Source organism: Thauera butanivorans NBRC 103042 (assembly GCF_001591165.1).
GTDB classification, from domain to species: Bacteria; Pseudomonadota; Gammaproteobacteria; order Burkholderiales; family Rhodocyclaceae; genus Thauera; species Thauera butanivorans.
The window spans coordinates 23703-49975 of record NZ_BCUG01000047.1; the positions used below are offsets into that span (position 1 = coordinate 23703).

The following is a 26273-nucleotide window of genomic DNA, read 5'->3' on the forward strand; positions in this document are numbered from 1 at the left end:
CACCATAGGCAAGCGGGTTGATTCAGTTGGCGTACGGCTCTCGCAAAAGGCTGAGCGTGAGTGCCTTTAACTATCGGGCTTTTGAAGGCGAGCACTCACTGCAGAGGCCAGAACCAGATTTCCTGTGCTTGAAAGTAACAACCCGAGTTGCAGACCTGGCCTGTCGTGGACGGTTCGATCAAATCAATATGACCACCACCGTACCCTGCGATCTTCCAGAACAGGATCACCCCCTTCTTGCCATTCAGCCTGGATGGCGCGCTTGCAGGAGGAAGAAGCTCAGGCCGGCCAAAAACCCCTGGCTTCGCCAGTTGGTCGGCAAGCAGCTTGGCGCCGGTTTCAATCAGCCTGCCTTCATACGGGCCTTTCCTGATCCTCAGGCGACCTGCAAAAGGCACGTTCGATTTCAATAGCGCCAGGCTGACTCTGGCAGCACAAGTATTGACATAAGCCGGGTTCTGCCTGATCAGATCGTCATGATCAATACCCATCTCGGCATAAAGATCGGCACCGCTTACGTAGTTGCCCTGAAGCTCATTTGATGAATAGTAGTTTGACTTCAATGTCGCAAACGTCGTTTTCATTGCTCCACCTTGCAGGGCAGAAGTTCCTTCAGCCTGGACTTGATGACTGCCGAAGCACGCTCTTTTGGTGACTCATCAAGCGCTTTTTTCAGCCCGGTATAAACCTGCTCCTGTATGGCATCCGGCGAGGCTATTTCAAAGCCGCACCAGGAATCCCCTTCCGAGCTGTCAATCACGCCAAGCACATACATTTCAGCCAGCCTTCTCTGCTCCAGATCCGTACTCATGTACGCTTTGAAGAAGGACTCGGCAGTCATGGACAGATTGCCGGCAATCAATCGCTGGCTTTCACTTTCCGGCAAGACTATCGAATTTCCGCTCGCAACCGAATTGAATGCCAGCATTGCCAACGCCGCCACACCTATTGTTTTTTTCATTTTTTCATCCTTGACATGAGGAAGAAATCAATTCGACGGCAGCGCAAATCAGCTGCGGCAAATACGTGCTCATCCGCTTGTCAGCTCAGCAGCAGCTTGTCGTCATCCAGCACTTCGCCTCGCACCTTCTCGAACATTTCGAGCAGGTGATGCACGTCCATCCCTTCGCGCTCCTTGCCCGACACGTCGAGCACGACCCGCCCCTGGTGCAGCATCACGGTGCGCTGGCCGACGTCGAGCGCCTGGCGCATGCTGTGGGTCACCATCATCGTCGTCAGCTTGTGCTCGGCGACGATGCGCACCGTCAGTTCGAGCACGAAGGCGGCAGTGCGCGGGTCGAGCGCGGCGGTGTGCTCGTCCAGCAGCAACAGGCGCGAGGGCTGCAGCGCCGCCATCAGCAGGCTGACGGCCTGGCGCTGGCCGCCGGAGAGCAGGCCGATGCGGTCGGACAGGCGGTTTTCCAGGCCGAGGCCGAGCGTCGCGAGCTGGGCGCGGAACTCCTCGCGCAGCGCCGGCTTGACGGCGAAGGACAGGCCGCGGCGGCGGCCGCGCATCTTCGCCAGCGCCATGTTCTCTTCGATGGTCAGGTCTTCGCAGGTGCCGGCCAGCGGGTCCTGGAACACGCGCGCGACGTGGCGCGCCCGCGCCCACACCGGCTGGCGGGTCATGTCGATGCCGTCGATCTCGATGCTGCCGCTGTCGACCTTCTGCTCGCCGGACACGGCATTCAGGAAGGTCGACTTGCCAGCGCCGTTCGAGCCGATCACGGTGACGAACTGCCCGGATGGGATCACGAGCGACATGCCGCGCAGGGCCTGGGTCTCGATCGGCGTGCCGGGATTGAAGGTCAGGTGCAGATCCTGGGCTTTGAGCATATTAGACTCCCGCCGGGCCGCCCCAAGGGAGGCTTACGCCCCCCGGGGGGGCAGCGAACAAAGTGAGCGTGGGGGTCGTCATCTCAGCCTCCCTTCTTTCCGGACCAGTGCTGGCGCAGCTTGGGCACCACCAGCGCCACCGTCACCAGCACGGCGGTGACGAGATTGAGATCCTGCGCCTGCAGGCCGATGAAGTCGGAATTGAGCGCCAGCGCGATGAAGAAGCGATAGACGATGGCACCGACGATCACCGCGATGGTCGCCAGGTAGAGCTTGCGCGAGGGCAGCAGGCTTTCGCCGACGATCACCGCCGCCAGGCCGATGACGATGGTGCCCACGCCCATCGAGATGTCCGCCCCGCCCTGCGTCTGCGCGAACAGCGCGCCGGCCAGCCCGACCAGCGCGTTCGACAGCGCCATGCCGGCCAGCACCGCCAGCCCGGTATTGACGCCCTGCGCCCGCGCCATGCGCGCGTTGGAGCCGGTGGCGCGGATCGCCAGGCCGCTCTGGGTGGCGAAGAAGCCGTCCAGCAGCAGCTTCACCGCCAGCACCACGAAGACCAGCAGCAGCGGCCGGAACACGTAGTCCACCAGGGCCTCGGGCTGCAGGATGTTGAACACCGTCGGCTCCATGATCAGCGGCACGTTGGGCTTGCCCATGATGCGCAGGTTGATCGAGTACAGCGCGATCATCATCAGGATGCTGGCGAGCAGGTCCATGATCTTCAGCCGCACGTTGAGCCAGCCGGTGATCAGGCCGGCCACCGCACCGGCAATCATCGCCGCGACGGTGGCGGCGAAGGGATCGGTGCCGCTCGCGATCAGCGTGGCCGCAACCGCGCCGCCGAGCGGAAAGCTGCCATCGACGGTCAGGTCGGGAAAGCGCAGCAGACGGAAGGAGATATAGACGCCGAGGGCGACGAGGCTGAAGATCAGCCCGATCTCCAGCGCCCCGAGCAGGGTGTAGAGAGACATGGGGAACGACCGTTGTCTGGAAGGCGGCAGCAGGCGCCGCCGGCTGCGCGCCGGCGGCATGCCCGCCGCGGGGCTTACTGGATGACCTTGGCGGCGGATTGCACCAGTTCGTCGGACAGCGTGATGCCCTGCCTGCGCGCCGCTTCCGGATTGACGTGGAGTTCCAGCTTGGTGCTCGTCTCGGAGGCGATGTCGCCCGGCTTCTCGCCGTTGAGGATGCGGGCGACGATCTTGCCGGTCTGCACGCCCAGCCCGCGGTAGTCCATGCCGTAGGCGGCCACCGCGCCGCGCGCGACGCTGTCGACGTCGGCCGCCACCAGCGGAATCTTGGCGTCCATGCCGACCTTGACCAGGGCCTCGTAGGCCGACACCACGTTGTTGTCGGTGCTGGTGTAGAACACGTCGGCCTTGCCGATCAGGCTGCGCGCGGCCGAACCGACGTCGACCGAGCGCGGCGCGGCGGCTTCGACCAGACTCATGCCATGCTTGGGCAGCGCTTCGCGCATCTGCTCGAGCACCACGATCGAATTCGCCTCGCCCGGATTGAAGACCATGCCGACACGCTTGGCATCGGGCGCAACACGCTTGATCAGGTCGATCTGCTTGTCCAGCTCGAGCGCGTCGGAAGCACCGGTGACGTTGGTGCCCGACGGCCCCATCGACGGCACCAGCTTGGCGGCGACCGGATCGGTCACGGCCGAATACACCAGCGGGATGTTCTTGGTCGCAGCGACGACGGCCTGCGCCGAAGGCGTGGCGATGGCGACGATGACATCGACGCGGTCGCCGACGAACTTGCGTGCGATCTGCGCCGCGGTGCCGGTGTTGCCCTGGGCGCTCTGATACTGCCACTTCAGGTTCTTGCCTTCCTCGAAGCCTTCCTCGGCCAGGCCTTGCTTGACCCCGTCACGCACCGCATCCAGCGCCGGGTGTTCGACGATCGCGGTGACGGCGACGGATTTCTGCTGGGCATGGGCCGGGGCCGCGATTGCGAAAGCCAGCGCCAGCGCACCGAACAGGACGTTGCGGGACTTGATGAAAGGCATTCAGGACTCCTCAGCGGCCGTCTCGGCCAGGAAAGTTGAGCAAGACTCGTCCCGCCGCAGCGGAACGAAACCCCCGGAGTCTACCGGGCATCGCTGCTTTAGGCGACTGCCGCAAGCCCTGAGCCGTGCAATCTCATGCGGACGGTGTGCCATTTTCTCCCGCTCCATCGCGGAAGACAGGCAACGGGATTGCGCTGTATGCTGTATTTTTTTACAGTCATTGCATGCTTCCCGACCATGCCGAACTCCACTGCCTCAGCAACTTCAGCTTCCAGCGCGGCGCCTCGCATCCCGAGGAACTCGTCGCCCAGGCGGCCGCCTTCGGCTATGCCGCGATCGCGATCACCGACGAATGTTCGCTGGCTGGCGTGGTGCGGGCCCACCGCGCGCTGCAGGCGCTGCCCGAACAAGGTCGGCCCGGGCTGATCATCGGCAGCGAACTGCAACTGGCCGACGGCCCCTGCATCGTGCTGCTGGCAAGCAAGCGCGCCGGCTACGGCCAGTTGTCGCGGCTCATCACCCGTGCCCGGCGCGGCGCCGGCAAGGGCGAATACCACCTTACGCGGGCGATGCTCGACGGCGCCTGCCCTGACTGCCTGGCCCTGCTGATCCCGGAGCCCGGCTTCCCGCCGCCGGATTTGCCCGCTCCGGCTTTTGCCGATCCGCCCTCCTTCAGCTCCTCGTCCGCCACCGCCGGACTGGAGGCCGATGCCGCCTGGCTCGCACGGCTTTTTCCCGGTCGCGCCTGGGTGGCGGTGACGGTACGGCTCGATGGCCGCGACCGGCAGCGCATCACCCGCCTGCGCCGCATCGCCCGGGACGCCGGCATCCCGGCCGTGGCCACCAGCGGCGCGCTGATGCACGATGCCGCCCGCCGTCCGCTGGCCGACGTGATGACCGCGCTGCGGCTGCACTGCAGCGTGGCCGAAGCCGGCCTGGCACTCGCCCCCAATGCCGAACGCCGGCTGCACGACCGTGCCACGCTCGCCAGCCGCTACCCGCCCGCCTTGCTCGCCGAAACCCTGGCTGTGGCCGCGCGCTGCAGTTTCAGCCTCGACGAGTTGCGCTACGAATACCCGGCCGAACTCGTGCCCGACGGCGAAACCCCCGCCACCTGGCTGCGCCGCCTGGTGGAAGGCGGCCTGAGCTGGCGCTATGACGGACAGCATGCGACCCGCTCCCGGCACAGCACCCCGAAAACCCGGCCCGCGCCGATGCAGGACGCGGCCGGACGCGAAGCGGCGCCCATCCGTGTCGCCGCGCCCGCACCCACGGCCGCCCCGCCCCTGCCCGCTGCCGACCCCGCGCCGCCCGCCGTGCGCAAGCAGATCGAATACGAACTGGCGCTGATCGCCGAGCTCGGCTACGAGCCCTACTTCCTCACCGTGCACGACATCGTCCGCTTCGCCCGCAGCGCCGGCATCCTGTGCCAGGGGCGGGGTTCCGCGGCCAACTCCGCGGTGTGCTGGGCGCTGGGCATCACCGAAGTCGATCCGGGGCTCGGCATCATGCTGGTCGAGCGCTTCATCTCGCGCGAACGCAAGGAACCGCCCGACATCGACGTCGACTTCGAGCACGACCGGCGCGAGGAGGTCATCCAGTACGTCTACCGCAAGTACGGCCGCGAACGCGCCGCGCTTGCCGCCACCGTCATCACCTACCGCGCCCGCAGCGCGCTGCGCGACGTCGGCCGCGCCCTCGGCCTGGGCGAGGCGCAGGTCGATCGCCTGACGCGCGAGCACCACTGGTTCGACGGCCGCCGCGTGCGGCGCGAACGCCTCGCCGCCGCCGGCCTCGATCCCGACAGCCCGATCAGCCGCCGGCTGGCCACGCTCACCGAGGAACTGATCGGCTTCCCGCGCCACCTGTCGCAGCACGTCGGCGGCTTCGTCATCGCCCGCGGCCGGCTCGACGAATTGGTGCCGGTGGAAAACGCCGCGATGCCCGAACGCACCGTCATCCAGTGGGACAAGGACGATCTCGACGCCGTCGGGCTGATGAAGATCGACGTGCTCGCGCTCGGCATGCTGTCGGCGCTGCGCCGCGGACTGGCGCTGGTGTCGGCCTGGCGCGGCCAGCCGCTGAGCCTGGCCAGCATCGAGCGCGAGCGGCCGGAAGTCTATGAAATGCTGTCGCGCGCAGATGCGGTCGGCGTGTTCCAGGTCGAGTCGCGCGCGCAGATGAGCATGCTGCCGCGCCTCAAGCCGCAGCGTTTCTACGACCTGGTGGTGCAGGTCGCCATCGTGCGCCCCGGCCCGATCCAGGGCGGCATGGTTCGTCCCTATCTGCACGCGCGCGAACGCGCCGCACGCGGCGAAAACCCGCTGGAAGAGGTGCGTGCCGAAATCCATGGCGCGCTGGCGCGCACGCTGGGCGTGCCGATCTTCCAGGAGCAGGTGATGCAGCTTGCCGTGGTCGCGGCCGGCTTCAGCGGCGGCGAAGCCGACCAGCTACGGCGTTCGATGGCGACCTGGCGGCGCAAGGGCGAACTCGAACGCTACCGGGAAAAGCTGCTGCAGGGCCTCGCCCGCAACGGCTACGACGCCGGCTTCGCCCAGCGCCTGAGCCAGCAGATCGAAGGCTTCGGCGAATACGGCTTCCCCGAATCCCACGCCGCCAGCTTCGCGCTGCTGGTCTATGCCTCGGCCTGGCTGAAGCGCTTCGAACCGGCCGCTTTCCTTGCCGCGCTGCTGGACAGCCAGCCGATGGGCTTCTACGCCCCTTCGCAACTGATCCAGGATGCCCGCCGCCACGGCGTCGAAGTACGCCCGGCCGACGTCACCGCCAGCACCTGGGAATGCACGCTCGAAGCAGCGGCGGCCGCCACCGCCGGCACGGCTCCGGCCGGGAACACCGCCACCCGCGACGGCAAACCGTCCCAGGAGGCGCAGCCCTTGTCCGTGCCTCCCCAGCCCGCCGTGCGCCTCGGCCTGCGCATGATCCACGGCCTGGGGCAGGACACCGCGCTGCGCATCGCCGCCGCCCGGCGCCAGCGCGCCTTTGCCGACACCCAGGATCTCGCCGTCCGCGCCGGGCTGGATGCCGGCGAACTGCGCGTGCTGGCCGCGGGCGGCGCGCTCGCCGTGCTGGCCGGCCACCGCCGCCAGGCGCTGTGGCAGGCCAGCGGCGCCGCGCCCCTGCCCGGCCTGCTGGCCACCGCGCCCGGCGGCGATGCCGGCGCCACGCTCGCCGCGCCGGCCGCCGGCGAAGATCTGCTCGCCGACTATGCCCGCCTCGGCTTCACGCTGGGCCGCCACCCCCTGTGTTTCGCGCGCGGCGAACTCGCCCGGCTGCGCTTCATCACCGCCGCCGGCATCGCCGCCGCCCCCGACCGCATGCTCGCCCGCGGCGCCGGCCTCGTCACCTGCCGCCAGCGCCCCGGCACGGCCAAGGGCACGCTGTTCATCACGCTGGAAGACGAAACCGGCCTGGTCAACGTCGTCGTCCGCCCCGAACTCCTCGAACGCCAGCGCCGCATCCTGCTCGGCGCCCACCTGCTCGGCGTCTATGGCCAGGTCAGCCGCCAGGGCCAGGTCGTGCATCTGGTGGCGAACCGGGTGGTGGACCACTCCGGCATGCTGCGGGGCCTGGCGGCAAGGAGCCGGGATTTTCACTGAAGCCTGGCAGCGGCCATTGCCGTTCTGCCCGCCGTGGTATGCCCACCGCCGTCCAGCCAGGGCAATCCAGGCTCACCCGCAAACGGCCGGCACCGGGTCAGCGCCCGGACGCACCGATCGCGCCGATCGCGCCGATCGCCCACTCGACCAGTTCGCCCGCCACCGTCGCCGACGCCTGGCCGAAGCTGTCCACCACCTGCGGTACTTCGGCATCCCCGGGACGGTGGCGCGCCTCGAACTGGCGCGATGCGAGGATGCGGCGGCCGTCGCGCTGCACCAGGCGGACATCCAGCCTGACCACCACTTCGGGCGCGCCGTCGCGGTATTCGGTCTGGAAGGCCAGCAGGTCGCTGGCGATCTCGTAGTCGGCCTGCAGCCGGACTTCGTCGCTGCTCAGCGCCGCGATGCGGCCGTCGGCGCGGAAGGCATCGATGATGCGCTCGCGCACCAGCACCGGCGCGGGATCACTCCAGGCCGCACCCTTGTAGACGCTGAGCCGGTCGCCCTCGGGCACGACCACGATGCGCTGCCCCGACAGGCTGGCGCCGGCCACCGGCCGTGCAATACGTAAAGATACCGGCAAGGACACCGGCAGCGCCGCCCGCTCTGCCGTGCGCCATTCGGCCGCCGGCAGCCGGTAGGTGTCGACCGGCTCCGGGCGCGGCAGCACGGAGCATGCGGACAGGGCCAGCAGCGCCGCGACGCCGCCGGCACGACCCACCGCGCCGCGCAGGGCGGGCATCTCGAACTTGGGCGATTTCATGGTGTGAACTCCTTGACCGGCTCGAGGCCGAGCAGATAATCGGTCGGCCGTTTTTCCAGCTGGCGCGTGATGGCGCGCACAGACGCCAGGGTGTCGCGCAGCTCGGCCAGCGCCGGGCCGAGCTCGGCCAGGCCGCGCACGCTGTTGTCGAGCGGGCCGCGGTTGTCGCTGACGAGCGCATCGACGGTGGCCATGGCGCGCTCGAAAGCGGCCATCGAGCGCTGCGCGCTCTGCAGCGTCTGCACGCCTTCCACGTCGACCAGGCGATTGGCGGTGCCGACCAGCTTCGAAGCCTCGTTCAGCGCCAGCGTGGCCTGCGCGCTGACCTGGGCAAGCTGGTGCACCGCCGCCGCGATGCCGTCGCGTTCGGCGGCGACCGCGCCGGTGGCCTGCTCCAGGTTCTTCAGCGTCTGCGCGATGTTGGCGACGTTTTCGGTCGAGAACAGCTCGCGCATCTGGAACAGCACGCCATTGAAGTTGAGCATCACGTCCTCGCCGCCGGCCATCAGCTTGGCCAGCGGCGATGGCGTGGCGATGATCACCGGTATTTCGTTGCCGGCCGGCAGCGGCGTGCTGGCCGGATCGTTGCCGCTGCTCAGGCGGATGATCGAGATGCCGGTGATGCCCGCCGGCACCAGCCGCGCCTGGGTATCGCTGCGCACCGGCGAGGCGCTGTCGACGCGGACGCGGGCGATCACCCGGTGCGGGTCCTGCGGATCGAGCCGCAGGCTGGAGACATCGCCGATCTTGATGCCGTTGAACTCCACCGTGCTGCCTTTCGACAGGCCGCTGACGGCCTCCTGGAAGACGATGTCGTAGGCCTGGAACTGGGTGTCGCTGTGGCTCTTGCCCAGCCACAGCGCGAACACCAGCGCCGCGCCGACCACCAGCAGGGTGAAGAAGCCGATCAGCACGTGATGGGCACGTGTTTCCATTTGGGGTTTACTCCGGTTTGAACGCTGTTTGCGGATCGCGCTGCAACGCCTGTGCCGCATCGGCAGCGGCGCGGCCGCGCGGGCCGTGGAAATACTCGCGGATCCAGGCATCGTCGGTCGCCGCCACGACTTCGAGCCTGTCATTGACCAGCACCCGCTTCTGCGCCAGCACCGCGATGCGGTCGGTGATGGTGTACAAGGTGTCGAGGTCGTGGGTGACGATGAACACGCTCAGGCCGAGGGCGTCGCGCAGCGTCAGGATGAGCTGGTCGAAGGCGGCCGCGCCAATGGGGTCGAGGCCGGCGGTCGGCTCGTCGAGGAACAGGATGTCGGGATCGAGCGCCAGCGCGCGCGCCAGCGCGGCGCGCTTGACCATGCCGCCCGACAGGTCGGACGGATACTTGCCGCCGGCGTTGGCCGGCAGGCCCGCCAGCGCGATCTTCAGCCGCGCCAGGTCCGCCGCCTCCGCCGCCTTCAGCCCGGCATGCTCGATCAGCGGCAGGGCCACGTTCTCGGCCACCGTCAGCGAGGAAAACAGCGCCCCTTGCTGGAACAGCACGCCGAAGCGCCGCTCGATCCGCGCGCGCCGCGCCTCCGGCAGGGTCAGCAAGTCCTCGCCGAACACCCTCACCGTGCCCGCCACCGGGCGGTTGAGGCCGACGATGGTGCGCAGCAGCACCGACTTGCCGGTGCCCGAGCCACCGACCACGCCCAATATCTCGCCGCGGCGCACGTCGAGGTCCAGCCCGTCGTGCACCACCTGGGTGCCGAACTGGTTGCGCACGCCGCGCACCTCGATGATGTTCTCCGGGCCGGGGGGCATCACCAGCCCATCTCCATGCAGAACAGCGCCGCCACCGCATCGACCACGATGACGATGAAGATCGACTGCACCACCGCCGACGTGGTGTGCTCGCCCACCGACTGCGCGCTGCCGCTGACACGGAAGCCTTCCAGGCAGCCGATCACACCGATCAGGAAGGCGAAGATCGGCGCCTTGGCCATGCCGACGACGAAGTGCTTGAGGCCGACGTTGTTCTCGACGACCGACAGGAACATCACCGGCGAGATGTCGAGCTTGGCCGCGCACACCAGCATGCCGCCGGCGATGCCCGAGACCATCGCCACGAAAGTCAGCATCGGCAACGCCAGCAGCAGCGCCGCCACCCGCGGCAGCACCAGCAGTTCGATCGGGTCGAGCCCCAGCACGCGGATCGCGTCGATCTCCTCGTTGGCGCGCATCGAGCCGATCTGCGCGGTGAAGGAACTGGCGGTGCGGCCGGCGACGATGATCGCCGTCAACAGCACGCCAAATTCGCGCAGGAAGGAAAAGGCGATCAGGTCCACGGTGAAGATGCTGGCGCCGAAGGCCGCCAGCACGGTCGCGCCCAGGAAGGCCACCACCGCGCCGACCAGAAAGGTCAGCAAGGCAACGATGGGCACGGCGTCGAGCGCCGTCCGCTCCAGGTTGGCGACCAGCGAGGTGATGCGCCAGCGCCGCGGATGCAGCATGACGGCAAGCGCCGTCTGCAGCGTGAGGCCGATGAAACCGGCGATGCCGAGCACGTGGTGCAAGAACGCCGTCATCGTCTCGCCGATGTGCGCGAGCACGTCGCCCAGCGCATGGGCCGGTCTGGCGGGCGGCGGCGCTTCGGCGGCAAGCGCGGCCGACACCGTTTCGAGCAGCGCCCGGCGCTCCGCGCCCAGCGGACTGCCCTCTCCCGCCAGCAGTTGGAAGCGCGCCGGCCCGAGCAAGCCGTGCAACAGCGCCGCGCCGGCGGTATCGAGCGCGCCGAGCCCGGCGGCATCGATCTGCGTACCCGCTTCGAGCCGGCCCTGCAATGCCGCCACGCGTCCCGTGATGGCACGATAGTGCGTCAGCGTCCAGTCGCCGCTCAGCACCAGACGGCTTTCACCGCCGGCGCGGGACAAACCCGCGAAACCACCCGTCGAATCACTCAAAACGTCCATGCTCCAATGTTGCCGCACCGGCAGCGGCAACCGCCCCGGCATACCGCCTTCATGCTCCGCTTTTCTTCCGCCCCCTGCATGCAAGCCGCACGCGGAGCTCATGACATCAGGGTCAGCACCGGGCCGCCGTGCGGACCGGGATGCGCGGCGATGATACTATTCGACCAATGACCGAATGCAAGCGCGCCATCGAAATGCGATGCCATCTTCCCGTCTGGCCACGCCGGCAAGGGCTCCTTCCGCGCAGGGCCGGCATGGCGGACCGATTTGCGCGCGCATGAACCGAACATCCGCTCCACCGCCCCGGAAACACCATGAAAACCACCAACAGCAAGGCCACCTGGATCATTGCCGCCATCGTCGCCATCTCTGCCGCTGCCGCCTGGCAGTTCCTGAAGCCGCAGGGCGATGACGGCAACTTCGTTTCCGGCAACGGCCGCATCGAAGCCACCGAAGTCGACGTCGCCGCCAAGGCCGCCGGCCGCGTGCAGGACATCCTGGTCAACGAAGGCGACTTCGTCGCCGCCGACCAGGTCATCGCCCGCATGGACATGAAGGCGGTCGAAGCCCAGCTCGCGCAGGCCCGGGCCGAAGCCGCCAATGCCCGCAGCGCACGCGAAACCGCGCTCGCCCAGGTCGCCCAGCGCAAGGCCGACGTCGCCATGGCCGAAGCAGTGCTGGTGCAGCGCCGTTCCGAACTCGACCTTGCGCGCAAGACCAACGCCCGCTCGCAGGCCTTGCGCGCCGACCGCGCCATCTCCGAGCAGGTCGCCGACGACAATCTCGCCCGCGTACACAACGCCGAAGCCAACATCAACGTCGCCCACGCCCAGATCGCCGCCACCCAGGCCGGCGTCAAGGCGGCCGAAGCCCAGGTCGAGCAGGCCGAAGCGGCGATCCAAGCCGCCCTCGCCGTCGTCACCCGGCTGGAGACCGAAATCGAGGACGGCGTGCTGAAAGCGCCGCGTAGCGGCCGCGTGCAGTACCGCATCGTGCAGCCGGGCGAAGTCGTCGGCAGCGGCGGCAAGATCGTCAGCCTGGTCGACATCGGCGACGTGTACATGACCTTCTTCCTGCCCGAAATGGCCGCCGGCCGCGTCGCCATCGGCACCGAGGCGCGCATCGTGCTCGACGCCGCCCAGCACTACGTGATTCCGGCGCACATTTCCTACGTCGCCAGCATCGCACAGTTTACCCCCAAGACGGTCGAAACCCAGAGCGAACGGCAGAAGATGGTGTTCCGCGTCAAGGCGCGCATCGATCCCGAACTGCTGGCCAAGTACCCCGAACACGTCAAGACCGGCCTGCCCGGCGTCGCGCACGTCCGCCTCGACGACGGCAAGCCCTGGCCCGACGAATTGCAGACGAGGCTGCCGTGAATCCAGCGACCGGACCGGCACCGGGCACCACGGCGCCGGTCGACCACCTGACAGCCGTTCGCCGACCCGCCGTTCGCCTCCTCGACGTCGAGCACCGCTACGGCGACACGCTCGCCGCCGACCATGTCACGCTCGACATTCCGGCCGGTTGCATGGTCGGCTTCATCGGCCCGGACGGCGTCGGCAAATCCACCTGGCTCGGGCTGATCGCCGGCGCGCGCCAGATTCAGCGAGGCAAGGTCGAAGTGCTCGGCGGCGACATGGCCAGCGCCGGCCACCGCCGCAACGTCTGCCCGCGCATCGCCTACATGCCGCAGGGCCTGGGCAAGAACCTCTACCCGACGCTGTCGGTGTTCGAGAACGTCGATTTCTTCGGCCGCCTGTTCGGCCAATCGCGTGCCGAACGCGAAGAACGCATCGCCGACCTGCTGGCTTCGACCGGCCTCGCCGAATTCGCCGACCGCCCGGCCAACAAGCTGTCCGGCGGCATGAAGCAGAAGCTCGGCCTGTGCTGCGCGCTGATCCACGACCCCGACCTGCTGATCCTCGACGAGCCCACCACCGGCGTCGATCCGCTGTCGCGCCGCCAGTTCTGGGAACTGATCGATCGCATCCGCGGCCGGCGGCCGGGCATGAGCGTGCTGGTCGCCACCGCCTACATGGAAGAAGCCGAACAGTACGACTGGCTGGTCGCGGTCGACACCGGCCGCGTGCTGGCGACCGGCAGTCCGGCCGAACTGCGCGAAAGAACCGGCACCGACACGCTGGAAAACGCCTTTCTCGCCCTGCTGCCGCCCGAACGCCTCGGCGACCACACACCGCTGACGATTCCGCCGCTCGACGCCGGCGAAATCGTCATCGAGGCGCGCGACCTGCAGATGCGCTTCGGCGACTTCGTCGCCGTCGACGACATCAACCTGCAGGTGCGGCGCGGCGAGATCTTCGGCTTTCTCGGCTCCAACGGCTGCGGCAAGTCGACGACGATGAAGATGCTCACCGGCCTGCTGCCACCCACCCGCGGCGAAGCGCGGCTGCTGGGCGAAGTTCTCGATGCCCGCAACATCGACACCCGGCGCCGGGTCGGCTACATGTCGCAGGCGTTCTCGCTGTACGGCGAACTGTCGGTGCGCCGCAACCTGCAACTGCACGCCGACCTGTTCAACCTGCCGCCGGCGGAAGCCGAAGCCCGCATCGCCGAGTTGGCCGGGCGCTTCGACCTGGCGCCGGTCATGGACGACATTCCGGAAGCGCTGCCGCTGGGCATCCGCCAGCGCCTGCAACTGGCGGTGGCGGTACTGCACCGGCCCGACGTGCTGATCCTCGACGAGCCCACCTCGGGCGTCGACCCGGTGGCCCGCGACCACTTCTGGGAACTGATCATCGACCTGTCGCGCAAGGACGGCGTGACGATCTTCATTACCACCCACTTCATGAACGAAGCACAGCGCTGCGACCGCATCTCGCTGATGCACGCCGGCCGCATCCTGGCCAGCGGCGCGCCTGACGAACTCGCCGCGCAGCGCGGCGCGAGTTCGCTGGAAGATGCGTTCGTGGGGTATCTGGCGGAGGCGAGCGGGGTCAAGCTGGGGAGCGATGGCCGAAGTGCTGAGCCGAGTGCCTCCGATCCCCGGACCCATCCCACCGGGGGAGAAGGCGAAGCAGCCGCCGGCGCCTCGCATTCGCGGCCGCCCCGCTTCAGCCTCGCCCGCCTGCTCAGCTTCAGCATGCGCGAAGCGATGGAACTGCGCCGTGACCCTTTCCGCCTGACGCTGGCGCTGCTCGGCACCGTGATCCTGATGCTGGTGATGGGCTACGGCATCAGCACCGACGTGGAAGACCTGAGCTACGCGGTGCTCGACCTCGACCGCAGCACCGCGAGCGAAAGCTACACCCTCAACATCGCCGGCTCGCGCTATTTCGAGGAGCGTCCGCCGCTCGAAAGCCACGCCGACATCGACCGCCGCATGCGTTCCGGCGAACTCGCCATGGCGCTGGAGATTCCGCCCAACTTCGGCCGCGACCTCGCCCGCGGCGCACGGCCGGAAATCGGCGTCTGGCTGGACGGCGCGATGCCGATGCGGGCCGAAGTCGCGCGCGGCTACGTCATGGGCGTGCACGCGCAGACGCTCACCGAAGCGGTCGCCGCCGCCACCGGCAGCGCGCCCGCCGCGCTCGCCGACATCGCCGTGCGCTACCGCTACAACCCGGAAATGCGCAGCCTGATCGCCATGGTGCCGGCCGTGATCCCGATGCTGCTGGTCTTCATCCCATCGATGCTGACCGCGCTGGGCGTGGTGCGCGAGAAGGAGCTGGGCTCCATCCTCAACGTCTACACCACGCCGGTGACCAAGCTCGAATTCCTGCTCGGCAAGCAACTGCCCTACATCGCGCTGTCGATGCTGAACTGCGTGCTGATGTTCGTGCTCGCGCTCGTCCTGTTCGGCGTGCCGTTCAAGGGCAGCCTGTCGACCTTCTTCATCGGCGCGCTGCTCTACGTCACCGCCACCACCGGCCTGGGCCTGCTGATGTCGACGCTGACCGACAGCCAGGTCGCGGCCATCGCCGGCACCTCCATCGGCACCCTGCTGCCGGCGATCCAGTTTTCCGGCATGCTCGACCCGGTGTCCTCGCTCGAAGGCGCCGGCGCGGTGCTGGGCGCGATCTACCCCACCACCCATTTCCTCGACATCAGCCGCGGCACCTTCGCCAAGGCGCTCGGCTTCGGCGACCTGGGCGGCGCCTTCATCCCGCTGCTGCTCGCCATCCCGGTGCTGACGCTGGCCTCCACGCTGCTGCTGAAGAAGCAGGCCCGCTGAACGGAAACACCATGACCACGCGCAACAGCACCCTGCACAACACCTGGCATCTGGGCATCAAGGAATTCCACAGCCTGCTCGGCGACTGGACGATGCTGTTCCTGATCGTGTTCATGTTCACGCTGTCCGTCTATGCCGACGCCCGTGCCAAACCCGAAAGCCTGCACCGCGCCTCGATCGCCGTCGTCGACGAAGACCAGTCGCAGTTGTCCACCCGCATCATCGCCGCGCTGCAGCCGCCGCAGTTCATCGTGCCCGAACGCATCGGCCTGTCCGACATCGACCGCAGCATGGACGCCGGCCTGCACACCTTCGTGCTCGACATCCCGCCCAACTTCCAGCGCGACGTGCTGGCCGGCCGCGCGCCCGCGCTGCAGCTCAACGTCGACGCCACCCGCCAGAGCCAGGCGCAGACCGGCACCGGCTACATCCAGAACATCGTCAACGACGAAATCCGCGCCTTCATGCAGCGCCACCGCAGCACTGCGGCACAGCCGGTGCAACTGGTCGAGCGCGCGATGTTCAACCCCAATCTCGATGCCGGCTGGTTCGGCGCGATCACCGCGATCATCAACAACATCACCATGCTGGGCATCCTGCTCACCGGCGCCGCGCTGATCCGCGAACGCGAGCACGGCACCATCGAGCACCTGCTGGTGATGCCGGTGACGCCGTTCGAGATCATGCTGTCCAAGGTGTGGTCGATGGGCGTGGTGGTGCTGGTGGCCTCGTCCCTGTCGCTGCAGTTCGTCGCCAAGGGCCTGCTCGGCGTCGTCGTGCCGGGCTCGGCGCTGCTGTTCGGCATGGCCACCCTGCTCTACCTGTTCGCCGCCGCGTCGATCGGCATCTTCATGGGCACGGTGGCGCGCAACATGCCGCAGTTCGGCCTGATGGCGATTCTCGTGCTGCTGCCGCTGCAGATCCTGTCGGGCGCGCTGACGCCGCTCGAAAGCATGCCGGACGTCGTCCGCTGGCTGATGTCGCTGACGCCCACCACCCACTTCGTCAGCCTCGCCCAGGCAATCCTGTTCCGCGGCGCCGGCATCGACGTGGTATGGCCCGCCTTCGCCATGGTCGCGCTGATCGGCAGCATCTTCTTCGCCCTCGCCCTCCACCGCCTGCGCAACACCATCGGCAAGATGCAGAGCTGAACCGGCCCCCTCCCTCATCGCACCCTCGCACGACCCCAAGGACCCGCTCCATGTCGGCACTGTTCCAGCCTTTCTCGCTCAAGGACGCCACCCTCCGCAACCGCATCGCCATCCCGCCGATGTGCCAGTACATGGCCGTCGACGGCGTCGCCAACGACTGGCACCGGGTGCATTACCCCGCCCTGGCGCGCGGCGGCGGCGGCCTGGTCATCGTCGAAGCCACCGCGGTCTCGCCGGAAGGCCGCATCACGCCCGCCTGCCTCGGCCTGTGGAACGATGCCCAGGCCGAGGCCCTCGCCCCCATCGCCGCTGCGATCAAGGCTGCCGGCGCGGTGCCCGGCATCCAGATCGGCCACGCCGGCCGCAAGGCCAGCGCCAACCTGCCGTGGCAGGGCGACGACCACATCGCCGACGGCGATCCGCGCGGCTGGCCGACGATTTCGCCCTCAGCCGTCGCCTTCGGCGCCAAGCTGCCGAAAGTCCCCAAGGCCATGACGCTGGACGACATCGCCCGCGTCCGCGCGGACTTCGCCGCCGCTGCCCGGCGTGCGCGCAACGCCGGTTTCGAATGGCTGGAGCTTCACTTCGCCCACGGCTACCTGGGCCAGAGCTTCTTCTCGGTGCATGCCAACCAGCGCGACGACGCCTACGGCGGCAGCGCCGAAAACCGCAGCCGCTTCCTGCTCGAGACCCTGGCTGCGGTGCGCGAAGTCTGGCCGGAAAACCGCCCCCTCACCGCCCGCTTCGGCGTCATCGAATACGACGGCCGCGACGAGGAAACCCTGGCCGAAGCCATCGGCCTCACCCGCAATCTCAAGCGTGGCGGGCTCGACCTGCTGAGCGTCAGCGTCGGCTTTTCCACGCCGAAGGCCGACATACCCTGGGGCCCCGCCTTCCTCGCTCCCATCGCCGCCCGCGTGCGCGAAGAAGCCGCCATCCCGGTCGCCTCGTCCTGGGGCATCGGCACGCCTGAACTCGCCGAAGCCACCGTCGCCAACGGCCAGCTCGACCTCGTCATGGTCGGCCGCTCCCACCTCGCCAACCCGCACTGGCCGATGCACGCCGCAAAGGTGCTGAAGGTCGAGCGTCCGACCTGGGTGCTGCCGGCGCCGTACGCGCATTGGCTGGAACGGTATCGGACCGAGTGAAGCTCGCGCGGGGCCGGAAGCCCGGCTCCACGGCCAGTCGGTGTGCGCTGTACAATTCGGGAACACCTGCATCCGGGGGTTGAAGAATGCTGCTCGACCAATTGCACGCCCAGAAAGATGCCATTGCCGCTCTGGGCAGGACATATGGCGCCCGGCGCATCCGTGTTTTCGGCTCAGTGGCCCGAGGTGAAGAACGTCCCGAAAGCGACGTGGATTTTCTCGTGGAATTCGATCCCGGCTACGATTTGTTTGCGCAGCGCCTGCCCTTGGCTCGACAACTGTCCGAATTGCTGGGACGCCCGGTCGATCTGGTTCCAGAACATGAACTGAACCGTCACCTGCGCGACAGCATCCTCGCGGAAGCCATCGAGCCATGAGCAAATCCTGGGCGTGACATCGCCGGCTTCCACAACATTCTGGTGCACAACTATCTGGGCAACATCGATCCATCCACCATTGCCACGGTAATCGATCAGCATTTTCCTGCGCTTCAGGCCTGTATGCAGACAATGCTGACAGACAAATGACGTTCAAGTTGTCGAGTGCGACTTCACCGCGTTGATTGCCGCCGCCAAGCGCCCGGCCGCTTCCACCGCCGCCTGATCCTCAAGGTTGCCGTAGCCCAGCACCAGCCGATTGCACACCTGGCGGCCGGGTGAATCCGGACAGCGCCCTCACTCATGTACAAGGATTTCCTGGTCGAGCGACGCAAGCTGATGGCTGCAACTATCCGTGATTACTACCAAGCGCTCTAAATTCAGCTCCCGAGGCAATGCACCGCTTGGCCGACCAACTTGTCCCGCTGAGCAAGCGGCGTCAATAGGCACACCGCGCGAACTGGCTCATGCCAGCCCATGAGCATTCGCCCACATCAGCCAATCGATGGATTCACTCGTCACGATTTCCAGCGTGGCGTCCGCACCCATCCGATCGGGGAACAGAATGAGGTTGTCGCAAGCCCACCTGGCCCCCGGTGCGATCAGGCCATCACAGCCCAGGAATTCGATGGCCGCACCGATCTCCTGAGTACGGGGCAAATTCATACCGGCATAGGTGTTTTCGGGCACACCCAGCACTGTCAGGGTCCGCTCTCACGAGCTTCAGGGTCCGATGAGCCACCACACGCAACGTATGCAGCATGACGGGCTTTGTCGGACGCGGGCTGAGTTGTCCCCAATGGAACGCAATCTCGGCCAGCGCTCCCTCGCGTGCAAGGCTGGTGTAGAGCACACCGGCGCCGTCACGCCGCATCCAACGCCCACCGCTGTACGAACTGGCCAACGGGCTCAGCCCCTGTCGTGTGCCCCGGAAGACCTCACCGACGAAGGTTTCCTTCGGAAAGGCATCCAGTCGGTCGAGCAGTTCAGGATCGTGGATCATCCCGGGGCTTTACAGATGAACACCATCGAGCAACTGATTGACGCAGGCCAGTACTTCGTCGACACGGCCCTGCTGAATGAGCTCGGCGGGCACTCGGTCGTCCAGCAGACGTTGGCGTGCGAAGAGCCACAGGCGGGCGTCGTGAGGTTCGTAGATGTCGGCGAGTTTGTCGATGACGAACTCCAGTTCGAGAAGTTGCTTCTCGGTACTGGCATGCGGCAGCGCCTTGCCCGTGTTCCATCGGGAAACCGTCTCGGGCCGTATGTTCAGGACGTTGGCGATGTCGGACGAGCGCATCGCCCCCTTGGTCTGGATCGCCTCCAGGCGGCGTGCAATCGCATTGCCCATGACATGGACCTCAATGGAAAGGAAGGTGAGCACGGCGAGTCTCCCGGCTTGCGCCCGGTCCAAATATAGCGCTTTATGTTGCGTAACAACAGGCGGTTTGAATTGACGTTTTCAATGCGCTTCGATGTCTCGAGATGTAGATCAACGCTCCCCGGTGCATGCTGCGCGATGCTGTGGCGGATTATCGCCAGAAAACGGGGTTGCAATTGCCTGTCATCCAACCGCCAAGCCCGTCCGCCAACCATCCACCGCCGCCACCAGCCGCCCGACCGCTTCGGCAACCGTACTCTCCTCCAGGTTGCCGTAACCGAGCACCAACCCATTGCACGCCAGCGGCGGCCGGGCGAATCCGGACAACGCCCGCACGCCCAACCCCAGCGCGGCGGCGCGGCGGGCCGCTTCGACATCCGGCACCGCATCCGGCAGCCACAGCACCAGATGCAGGCCGGCCTCGCCGCCTGACAGTTCCACCCGCTCGCCGAAGGCGGCGACCAGCGCGGTGCGCAGCGCCTCCTGCCGCGTGGCATAGCGGGCGCGCATGCGCCGCAGGTGGGCGGCGTAGTGGCCGCGCAGGATGAAGTCTGCCAGCGCGCGCTGCTCGACCCCCTGGCCGGCGCGCGTCGCCATCGCGGCGGCACGGGCGAAGTCGGCGGCGACGTGCCGTGGCAGCACGGCATAGCCCAGGCGCAGCCCCGGATAGAGCGTCTTGCTGAAGGTGCCGAGATAGACCACGGGCGCATCGGGCCGCAGGCCGAACAGCGCGGGCGGCGCCGGCCCGCCGCGGCGGAATTCGCTGTCGTAGTCGTCCTCGACGATCCAGGCGCCGGCCTGCTGCGCGCGCGCGATCAAGTCCAGACGCCGGGCCAGCGACATGACGCGGCCGGTGGGGTACTGGTGCGAAGGCGTGGCCATGACCAGGCGCGGGCGGTGCTCGTGCCAGTCGCGCTCGGTCGGCGCCAGCCCTTCGGCATCGACGGCAACGTCGTACACCCGCAGCCCGGCCAGGCCGAAGGCGGCGCGGGCGGCGATGTAACCGGGGTTCTCCACCCACACCGTTTCGCCCTGGTCGGCAAGAAGGCGGGCGCAAAGATCGAGCGCGGCCTGCGCGCCGCTGGTGACGACGACCTGCCCGGCATCGACAGGCAGGCCGCGCACGCTGGTGAGGTGGCCGGCCAGGGCCTCGCGCAGCGCCGGATCGCCGCCGTCGCGGGCATAACCGAGCTGCCGCCAGTTCACCTCGCGCCAGGCGCGTTCCAGGCAGGCCCGCCAGGCACGGAAGGGAAAGGCGCCGTAATCATGCACGCCAAGGGAAAACGGCAGGGCCTCAGCCTCCCTCGCCGGCAGCGACCCCAGCATGTCCGCCGCACGGGCGGACAACTGCCGTGGCCCAAATGCCGCCGCATCGCCGAACAGCACGGCGGTGCGAACAGGCAGCCGTGCGACGCAGGTGCCCTGGCGGCCGGCATCGAGGCAACCTTCGGCCGCCAGTTGTTCGTAGGCAAAGAGCACGGTATTGCGCGCGATGCCCAGCGATGCGGCCAGGCTGCGGCTGGCCGGCAGGCGCGTGCCCGGCGGCAGGCGGCCGGACAGGATGGCTTCGCGCAGGCGCCGGTACAGCAGGCGCTGGCGGGGCACGGCATCGGGCAGCGGCGGGGCGAGCAGCCAGTCGAGTTCCATCGTGGCTCCATGAACAAGGGGATTCGTGGCCCTACAAAAGGTACCACGGCCGCCGTAGCCTGAAGCCCGTCGATGCTTGCGAGCTTCCCGCCTCCAGGCGCCCTCTTCCACCTCACCCGTTCAAAGGTCTGCCGCCATGCCCCCGGTTTCCGCCCCCTCCTCCCGCACCCGCGTCCGCCGCCTGCCGGACCGCGCGCACTACGACGCCGACACCGTCGCCGCCATCGTCGATGCCGCGATGCTATGCACCGTCGCCTTCCAGATCGACGGCATGGTGCATGCCATCCCCACCATCCATTGGCGCGAAGGCGGGCATCTGTACATCCACGGCGCCAAGGCGTCGCGCATGCTCAAGGCGCTGACGGCGGGCGAAGCCTGTGTAACGATCGCGTTGGCCGATGGCCTGGTGCTGGCACGTTCGGCGATGCACCACTCGATGAACTATCGCTCAGTCGTCATCTATGGCCGCTTCGAGCCGGTGACCGACCCCAGCTACAAGCTGAACAGCCTGCGCGCCTTCATCGAAGGCCTCTATCCCGGCCGCTGGGACACGCTGCGCCCCATCACCGACAAGGAACTGAACGCCACCGGCCTGCTGCGCATCGCGCTGTCCGAAGCCTCGGCCAAGATTCGCGCCCATGGCGTCAAGGACGACGAGGAAGACCTGAGCTGGCCGGTATGGGCAGGCGTGGTCCCGCTGCACACCGTCACTGGCGAGCCGGTGGCCGAGCGGGACAGTGTGCTGCAGGAAGTGCCGAAGACGCGCCTCGGCTGAGTGCCCTGCCTGGCGCGGCCATCGTCCATGTCCGTGCCCCCATACGGGCCGGGCACCCCGGCCCTGGCTCAAACCCGCCCGGCACTGCCTGCGGCCGTCTCGCGCCGGCGGCGCAGGCCCAGCCACAGCAGCGCCGCGCCGGTCAGCACCACCGGCACCAGCGAGCCCAGGTTAAGCAGCGCCCAGCCCTGCGTCGTCACCAGCGCGCCCGAGGCAAAGGACGTCAGCGCCATCGTCGCGAACACCGCGAAGTTGATCGCCGCCTGGGCCTTGTCCTTTTCTTCCGGGCGGTAAGCCTGCATCGCCAGCGTGGTGCTGCCGGTGAAAAGGAAATTCCAGCCCACCCCCAGCAGGAACAGCGAAACGAGGAACTGGTGCAGGTCCTGCCCCGACAGCGCGATCAGGATGCAGGCCAGGTTCAGCACCACGCCGGCCCCCATCACCGGCAGCACGCCGAAGCGCTTGATCAGGTGGCCGGTGAAGAAGCCCGGCGCGAACATGCCGATGACGTGCCACTCCAGCACCAGCGCGGCATCCGAGAACGGCATGCCGCACACGTCCATCGCCAGCGGCGTCGCCGCCATCAGCAGATTCATCACCCCATAGCCCAGCGCCGCGCCCAGGGTGGACACGATGAACACCGGCTGGCGCATGATTTCGCCCAGCGGCCGCCCGCCGGCCGCACCCGCGGCCTGCTTCGGCTCGGGCGGAAAGCGGATGCCCGCCATCACCGCCATCGACACCAGCGCCACCACCGACAGCGCCAAGTAGGAACCGAGAAAAGGCGCGGCCATCGCCTCGCGCGTGTGGTTCGCCAGGTTCGGCCCGATCACCGCGCCGATCAGCCCACCCGCCAGCACCAGCGACACCGCCTTCTCGCGGAACGACGGCGGCGCCAGTTCGGCGGCGGCAAAACGGTAGAGCTGGCCATTGGCGCTGTAGTAGCCGGCAATCACCGTCCCCGCCACCAACAGCCAGAAGCTGCGCAGATACAGCGCCAGCGCACACAGCAAGGCCGTCAGCAGCGCGACCAGCAAACCGAGCTGGAACGAGGTCTTGCGCCCCCAGCGCCGCTGGCTGCGCGCCACCAGCCCGGTCGACATCGCCCCGCCCACCACATAGCCCATCACCGGCAGCGTCGCCATCCACGCCACCGGCGCCAGCGCCAGCCCCACCAGACCGTTGATGGCGATGAACACCACGTTGTTGGTCAGGAACAAGCCCTGGGCGATGGCCAGCAGCCACAGATTCTTCTTCATAAGTAAATCGTTGTTTTTTGATGTTAGGCGTGAATGTACCGCGTTGCGCGGTGAGTGTGCGGTTGGTGTTGCTCGGGGTGTGGTGATGAGCTCCGCAACTGCTCGGCGCGGGGTTCAGACCTCTGGCATCAGCATGCCTGCATGACGCAGGTCACACAGACCATGTTGTATGGATGGCGGCTGCCGTGGGAAAGAATGTATCTTTTGACGCGAGCGATATTTTTTGGATACACAAGCGGCCCTACTCGTGGGGATGAACATCGGGCAAACGTGGCACAGGCGGCGGCGAGCTATTGAATATGCTATTCGAAATATGACAAAATATTTATGCATCAAATAAGGGAAATCAAGATGATGCAAGGGTTTCTTGCGAGTTTTTCGATGTCGGATAACATTTTTACGCCGACATTTGTCGTCTACTAATAGTTAGAGGAAAAGGACGGCTAAGTGGTTTCCGAAGAGTGGATTGCAAACCTAAACACAGAGTTCCGCGCCGCAGGCATAGACCAGCGGCGTCGACCTTGGGAGGCGATTCGTCGTTATTCCGAGGAGTTTAATACCTCAGTGGACATGTCCTCCGATGTCGCAAAAAAAATTTTCAAATGGTTTGAAGCGCATTCAAAACCAGGGGTGCATCAAGTCGGGAGTCTTTATGAAGCCGTCTATTTTTATGATTCCCAGTTTTGGGTTGTATCTATTCCAATCACGTATGGCACAGTCCAGCTGAATGCGCTCGATTGTCTTCATGAAATGCCTGAAGGCATTAAGCAGGAGATGATGGCCGATCATAGGCAAGCTTGGGACTATGCCATCTATTGGGCCGACTGTTTAGACTATGGAATGGGCATTGATGATTTGCGTAAAACGCAAGGCCTGAATGAATTTGGTGCCCAGCTTCTCATGTCTGCGGATCAAGAACTGAGGGCGGCTACATCCATACTTTCCCAGCATCGCCCTGATCCTCGTGCAATCCTTAATTGCAGAATGGCCCTCGAGATATTTTTCAAGTCTTACGTTTCTCTGAGAACGGGGCTTTCAGAAAATGAAGCAAAGGCCATCGGCCACAACCTTAACAAGGGTCTGGATAGGTTTATCGAGGCCTCAGGATTGAATGACTGGGAAAGAACAAGAGATCTTCTAAAAGTGTTTCCTGAAATACATCAGCGCTACAAAGAGCAAGACATCACGTTTCAAAGGCTTTGGGATGGCTACTCGTTTGCTCACTCTGTGGGCGCAGTGATTATCAGGGAGTTCACTGATAGAAATACGCTTGAACAAGTAATGACCTCTAACAAAGCAAATTAACTCGGACCGCGAAAACCGCTTCGCGGTTCTCGCGTCCGGTTATTTTCGTCTACAAGGGCTTCCCCATCTGTCAAGCAATAGCTTTCCCCGGCCCACAGAGTGGACGACGTTTCCCTTGCTGAACAACTTTCCCCCGAATGAGCTGCAAGCAATGCAATAACAACAAGGTGCGGACTGGCCAGACTACAAACGGTCACTCTTGCAGCACTTTGATGGCTGCGGACCCTGATGAAGGACGCACGCGGGGAACCCATTCGTTAGCCGGCGCTCGTGCTGCCGCCCTTGAGTTAATCGGTCACGCCCCGCGCAGGTCCAGACCTGTTGTCATCAACGTTTGCCGTCACGCGGCGGTCAAATCGGGTTTCTCTGATCGGTTGCAGGTTCGGGCTGGATCAGGTCGGCAGGACAAAGGCTTCACCTCGTCGCAGGACCGCCCAAGCCATGCGCGCATTCTTTGCGGCAATCGCCACCACCGCCTTCCAGTAGCCTCGCCGTTGCTGCAAAGCCATCGCCCAGCGACTCAATGTGTCGGTCTTGTTCTTCGCTGCCGCCAACACGGCACGAGCCCCCATGACCAGCAAACTGCGCAAGTAGGGATCGCCGGCCTTGGTGATGCGGCCCAGTCGGGCCTTGCCGCCCGAGCTGTATTGGCCGGGCACCAGGCCGAGCCAGGCGGCGAACTGCCGACCGCAGTCGAAGTCATGACCGTTGCCGATCATGGCGACCAGGCAGGTAGCGGTGGTTTCCCCCACACCGTTCAGGCGGGTCAGGCGTTGAGCGCGACTGTCCTGGCGGGCAATGTGTCGGATATGTTGGTCATATTGCGCAATCCGTTCATCGAGTCGGCCGATCTCGCTGAGCAGATCACCGATGACCGTATTGGCCCAGCCGGGCAACTCTTCCAGACATTCGCCCGCGCGTCGGCGCACGGTAGCTGCCTTGAGCGGCAAGACAATGCCGAACTCGGCCAACAAGCCTCGGATGCGATTGAGTGTAGCGGTGCGCTGTTCGACAAAGCCTTGGCGCGCACGATGCACCATCAGGTGCGATTGCTGATCGAGCGTCTTGATCGGCACGAAACGCATGTGGGGCCGCTGCACTGCCTCGCAGATCGCAGCGGCGTCGGCCGCATCGTTCTTGCTGCGTCGCCCGCTCATGCGGTAGGGCGTGACGAACTTCGGTGCGATCAGGCGAACGGTATGATCCGAAGCCTGAAACAGCCGTGCCCAGTGATGCGCACCCGAGCACGCTTCCATGCCGATCACGCATGGTGGCAGGCTTGCGATCAATTCATGCAGCTTCTCACGCGGCACTGCCGGGCGTACCAGCTCGGCGCGGCCGGCTTCGTTGACGCCATGCACGGCAAACACGTTCTTGGCGAGATCGATGCCAACGGTCACAATGCTCATGGACTTCCCCTTTCGGACGGATTGATGAGACTTCGCACTTCCCATCGTGGCACTCAGGTGCCGATCACCGCAATGCGGTCAGGCCGGGACGGGGAAGTCCCTTTCATTCGTTAGATTTCACTATGGATGCACAAACGTTAACCACACTCGGAACTTCGTTAATCGTTGCTTTGGCAACCGTAATTGGGTCAGCCATTACAGCGTATTTTGGATTTAAGAGCGTAAAAGCAACTGCCGATATGGCAAAGGCCAAGGAAGAAATGGCATCAGCAAAAAAAGAGCTGGTTGCCGCCTACCGACAAATTAGTGCCTACTATCAGCTTGAACAAGAGTTCATCGCGGTAATAAAAACTACAAACGGCGGAACAGAAAAATCTCTGAAGATAAGCCATCGAGACAAGGTTGTTGAAAAAGGTTTTGAAAGACCGTCAGTTACTCACAACCAAGCTGAGAAGCGTATCCGTGAACTTGAAATCTAACATTG

General features: G+C 66.1%; 25 protein-coding genes. 10 read left to right on the forward strand and 15 right to left on the reverse strand.

Features of this window, described 5'->3' with window-relative positions; genetic code table 11:
* Window positions 1-95 precede the first annotated feature (95 nt).
* From TBU01S_RS17055 to TBU01S_RS17075, 5 genes are all read right to left on the reverse strand, one after another.
* Window positions 96-584: a T6SS effector amidase Tae4 family protein gene (locus TBU01S_RS17055; protein ID WP_068638334.1), complete on the reverse strand. Its 489-nt coding sequence runs from the start codon at window positions 582-584 to the stop codon at window positions 96-98.
* Window positions 581-961, reverse strand: a complete 381-nt coding sequence (locus TBU01S_RS17060) for a Rap1a/Tai family immunity protein (protein ID WP_068638337.1) — start codon at window positions 959-961, stop codon at window positions 581-583. Before TBU01S_RS17060 ends, TBU01S_RS17055 begins: the two co-directional genes overlap by 4 nt.
* A gap of 80 nt (window positions 962-1041) precedes the next feature.
* Complete coding sequence (locus TBU01S_RS17065) at window positions 1042-1836, reverse strand: ABC transporter ATP-binding protein (RefSeq protein WP_068638339.1); 795 nt, start codon at window positions 1834-1836, stop codon at window positions 1042-1044.
* Between the two features lie 83 nt (window positions 1837-1919).
* Window positions 1920-2810, reverse strand: a complete 891-nt coding sequence (locus TBU01S_RS17070) for an ABC transporter permease (RefSeq protein ID WP_068638341.1) — start codon at window positions 2808-2810, stop codon at window positions 1920-1922.
* Window positions 2811-2884: 74 nt separating this feature from the next.
* On the reverse strand, window positions 2885-3856 hold the full coding sequence (locus TBU01S_RS17075; RefSeq protein ID WP_068638343.1) for an ABC transporter substrate-binding protein: 972 nt from the start codon (window positions 3854-3856) through the stop codon (window positions 2885-2887).
* A 224-nt stretch (window positions 3857-4080) separates the two neighbouring features.
* Here TBU01S_RS17075 and TBU01S_RS17080 point away from each other — a divergent pair, with 224 nt between their 5' ends.
* Complete coding sequence (locus TBU01S_RS17080) at window positions 4081-7473, forward strand: error-prone DNA polymerase (RefSeq protein WP_068638344.1); 3393 nt, start codon at window positions 4081-4083, stop codon at window positions 7471-7473.
* A gap of 97 nt (window positions 7474-7570) precedes the next feature.
* Here TBU01S_RS17080 and TBU01S_RS17085 read toward each other — a convergent pair whose 3' ends face one another.
* The 4 genes from TBU01S_RS17085 to TBU01S_RS17100 are packed head-to-tail and all read right to left on the reverse strand — an operon-like array spanning window position 7571 to window position 11142.
* Complete coding sequence (locus tag TBU01S_RS17085) at window positions 7571-8236, reverse strand: ABC-type transport auxiliary lipoprotein family protein (protein ID WP_068638346.1); 666 nt, start codon at window positions 8234-8236, stop codon at window positions 7571-7573.
* A complete protein-coding gene (locus TBU01S_RS17090; RefSeq protein ID WP_068638348.1) occupies window positions 8233-9171 on the reverse strand; it encodes an MlaD family protein in 939 nt (312 codons plus the stop codon). Before TBU01S_RS17090 ends, TBU01S_RS17085 begins: the two co-directional genes overlap by 4 nt.
* A 7-nt stretch (window positions 9172-9178) precedes the next feature.
* Window positions 9179-9994: an ABC transporter ATP-binding protein gene (locus TBU01S_RS17095; RefSeq protein ID WP_068638350.1), complete on the reverse strand. Its 816-nt coding sequence runs from the start codon at window positions 9992-9994 to the stop codon at window positions 9179-9181.
* Window positions 9994-11142 (reverse strand): MlaE family ABC transporter permease, encoded by a 1149-nt coding sequence (locus tag TBU01S_RS17100; RefSeq protein ID WP_083953692.1) that lies wholly within the window; start codon window positions 11140-11142, stop codon window positions 9994-9996. Before TBU01S_RS17100 ends, TBU01S_RS17095 begins: the two co-directional genes overlap by 1 nt.
* A gap of 314 nt (window positions 11143-11456) precedes the next feature.
* Between TBU01S_RS17100 and TBU01S_RS17105 the strand changes: the two genes are divergently transcribed.
* From TBU01S_RS17105 to TBU01S_RS25140, 6 genes are all read left to right on the forward strand, one after another.
* The gene (locus TBU01S_RS17105) at window positions 11457-12521 is read left to right on the forward strand and encodes an HlyD family secretion protein (protein ID WP_068638351.1); all 1065 of its coding nucleotides are present in this window, start codon (window positions 11457-11459) and stop codon (window positions 12519-12521) included.
* Window positions 12522-12568: 47 nt separating this feature from the next.
* A complete protein-coding gene (gene rbbA / locus TBU01S_RS17110) occupies window positions 12569-15337 on the forward strand; it encodes a ribosome-associated ATPase/putative transporter RbbA (protein ID WP_068638383.1) in 2769 nt (922 codons plus the stop codon).
* A gap of 11 nt (window positions 15338-15348) precedes the next feature.
* Window positions 15349-16488 carry an ABC transporter permease gene (locus TBU01S_RS17115; RefSeq protein ID WP_068638354.1) on the forward strand — a complete coding sequence of 380 codons (1140 nt, stop codon included), beginning with the start codon at window positions 15349-15351 and terminating at the stop codon, window positions 16486-16488.
* 50 nt (window positions 16489-16538) lie between these two features.
* Window positions 16539-17636, forward strand: coding sequence for an NADH:flavin oxidoreductase/NADH oxidase (locus tag TBU01S_RS17120; RefSeq protein ID WP_068638356.1), 1098 nt, complete (start codon window positions 16539-16541; stop codon window positions 17634-17636).
* An 86-nt stretch (window positions 17637-17722) separates the two neighbouring features.
* A complete protein-coding gene (locus TBU01S_RS23205) occupies window positions 17723-18013 on the forward strand; it encodes a nucleotidyltransferase family protein (RefSeq protein WP_083953688.1) in 291 nt (96 codons plus the stop codon).
* Between the two features lie 18 nt (window positions 18014-18031).
* Window positions 18032-18163, forward strand: coding sequence for a HepT-like ribonuclease domain-containing protein (locus TBU01S_RS25140; RefSeq protein WP_083953689.1), 132 nt, complete (start codon window positions 18032-18034; stop codon window positions 18161-18163).
* 315 nt (window positions 18164-18478) lie between these two features.
* On the opposite strand, the gene TBU01S_RS24330 is transcribed toward TBU01S_RS25140, so the two are convergent.
* From TBU01S_RS24330 to pdxR, 4 genes are all read right to left on the reverse strand, one after another.
* Window positions 18479-18703: a hypothetical protein gene (locus tag TBU01S_RS24330; protein WP_169802978.1), complete on the reverse strand. Its 225-nt coding sequence runs from the start codon at window positions 18701-18703 to the stop codon at window positions 18479-18481.
* Window positions 18624-19016 carry an RES domain-containing protein gene (locus tag TBU01S_RS25145; protein ID WP_083953690.1) on the reverse strand — a complete coding sequence of 131 codons (393 nt, stop codon included), beginning with the start codon at window positions 19014-19016 and terminating at the stop codon, window positions 18624-18626. Before TBU01S_RS25145 ends, TBU01S_RS24330 begins: the two co-directional genes overlap by 80 nt.
* A 9-nt stretch (window positions 19017-19025) precedes the next feature.
* Complete coding sequence (locus TBU01S_RS17135; protein WP_157659186.1) at window positions 19026-19397, reverse strand: hypothetical protein; 372 nt, start codon at window positions 19395-19397, stop codon at window positions 19026-19028.
* 180 nt (window positions 19398-19577) lie between these two features.
* Window positions 19578-21041: a MocR-like pyridoxine biosynthesis transcription factor PdxR gene (pdxR, locus tag TBU01S_RS17140; RefSeq protein WP_068638364.1), complete on the reverse strand. Its 1464-nt coding sequence runs from the start codon at window positions 21039-21041 to the stop codon at window positions 19578-19580.
* 136 nt (window positions 21042-21177) lie between these two features.
* Between pdxR and TBU01S_RS17145 the strand changes: the two genes are divergently transcribed.
* The gene (locus TBU01S_RS17145; RefSeq protein ID WP_068638367.1) at window positions 21178-21816 is read left to right on the forward strand and encodes a pyridoxamine 5'-phosphate oxidase family protein; all 639 of its coding nucleotides are present in this window, start codon (window positions 21178-21180) and stop codon (window positions 21814-21816) included.
* Window positions 21817-21884: 68 nt separating this feature from the next.
* Here TBU01S_RS17145 and TBU01S_RS17150 read toward each other — a convergent pair whose 3' ends face one another.
* On the reverse strand, window positions 21885-23075 hold the full coding sequence (locus tag TBU01S_RS17150) for an MFS transporter (RefSeq protein WP_068638369.1): 1191 nt from the start codon (window positions 23073-23075) through the stop codon (window positions 21885-21887).
* Between the two features lie 447 nt (window positions 23076-23522).
* On the opposite strand from TBU01S_RS17150, the gene TBU01S_RS24000 reads away from it, so the two are divergent.
* On the forward strand, window positions 23523-24380 hold the full coding sequence (locus TBU01S_RS24000; RefSeq protein WP_157659187.1) for a hypothetical protein: 858 nt from the start codon (window positions 23523-23525) through the stop codon (window positions 24378-24380).
* 392 nt (window positions 24381-24772) lie between these two features.
* Here the strand turns inward: TBU01S_RS24000 and TBU01S_RS17160 are convergent, their stop codons facing one another.
* Window positions 24773-25789 (reverse strand): IS110 family RNA-guided transposase, encoded by a 1017-nt coding sequence (locus TBU01S_RS17160; protein WP_068638373.1) that lies wholly within the window; start codon window positions 25787-25789, stop codon window positions 24773-24775.
* 122 nt (window positions 25790-25911) lie between these two features.
* On the opposite strand from TBU01S_RS17160, the gene TBU01S_RS24005 reads away from it, so the two are divergent.
* The gene (locus tag TBU01S_RS24005; protein WP_157659188.1) at window positions 25912-26268 is read left to right on the forward strand and encodes a hypothetical protein; all 357 of its coding nucleotides are present in this window, start codon (window positions 25912-25914) and stop codon (window positions 26266-26268) included.
* The last annotated feature ends 5 nt before the right edge of the window (window positions 26269-26273 follow it).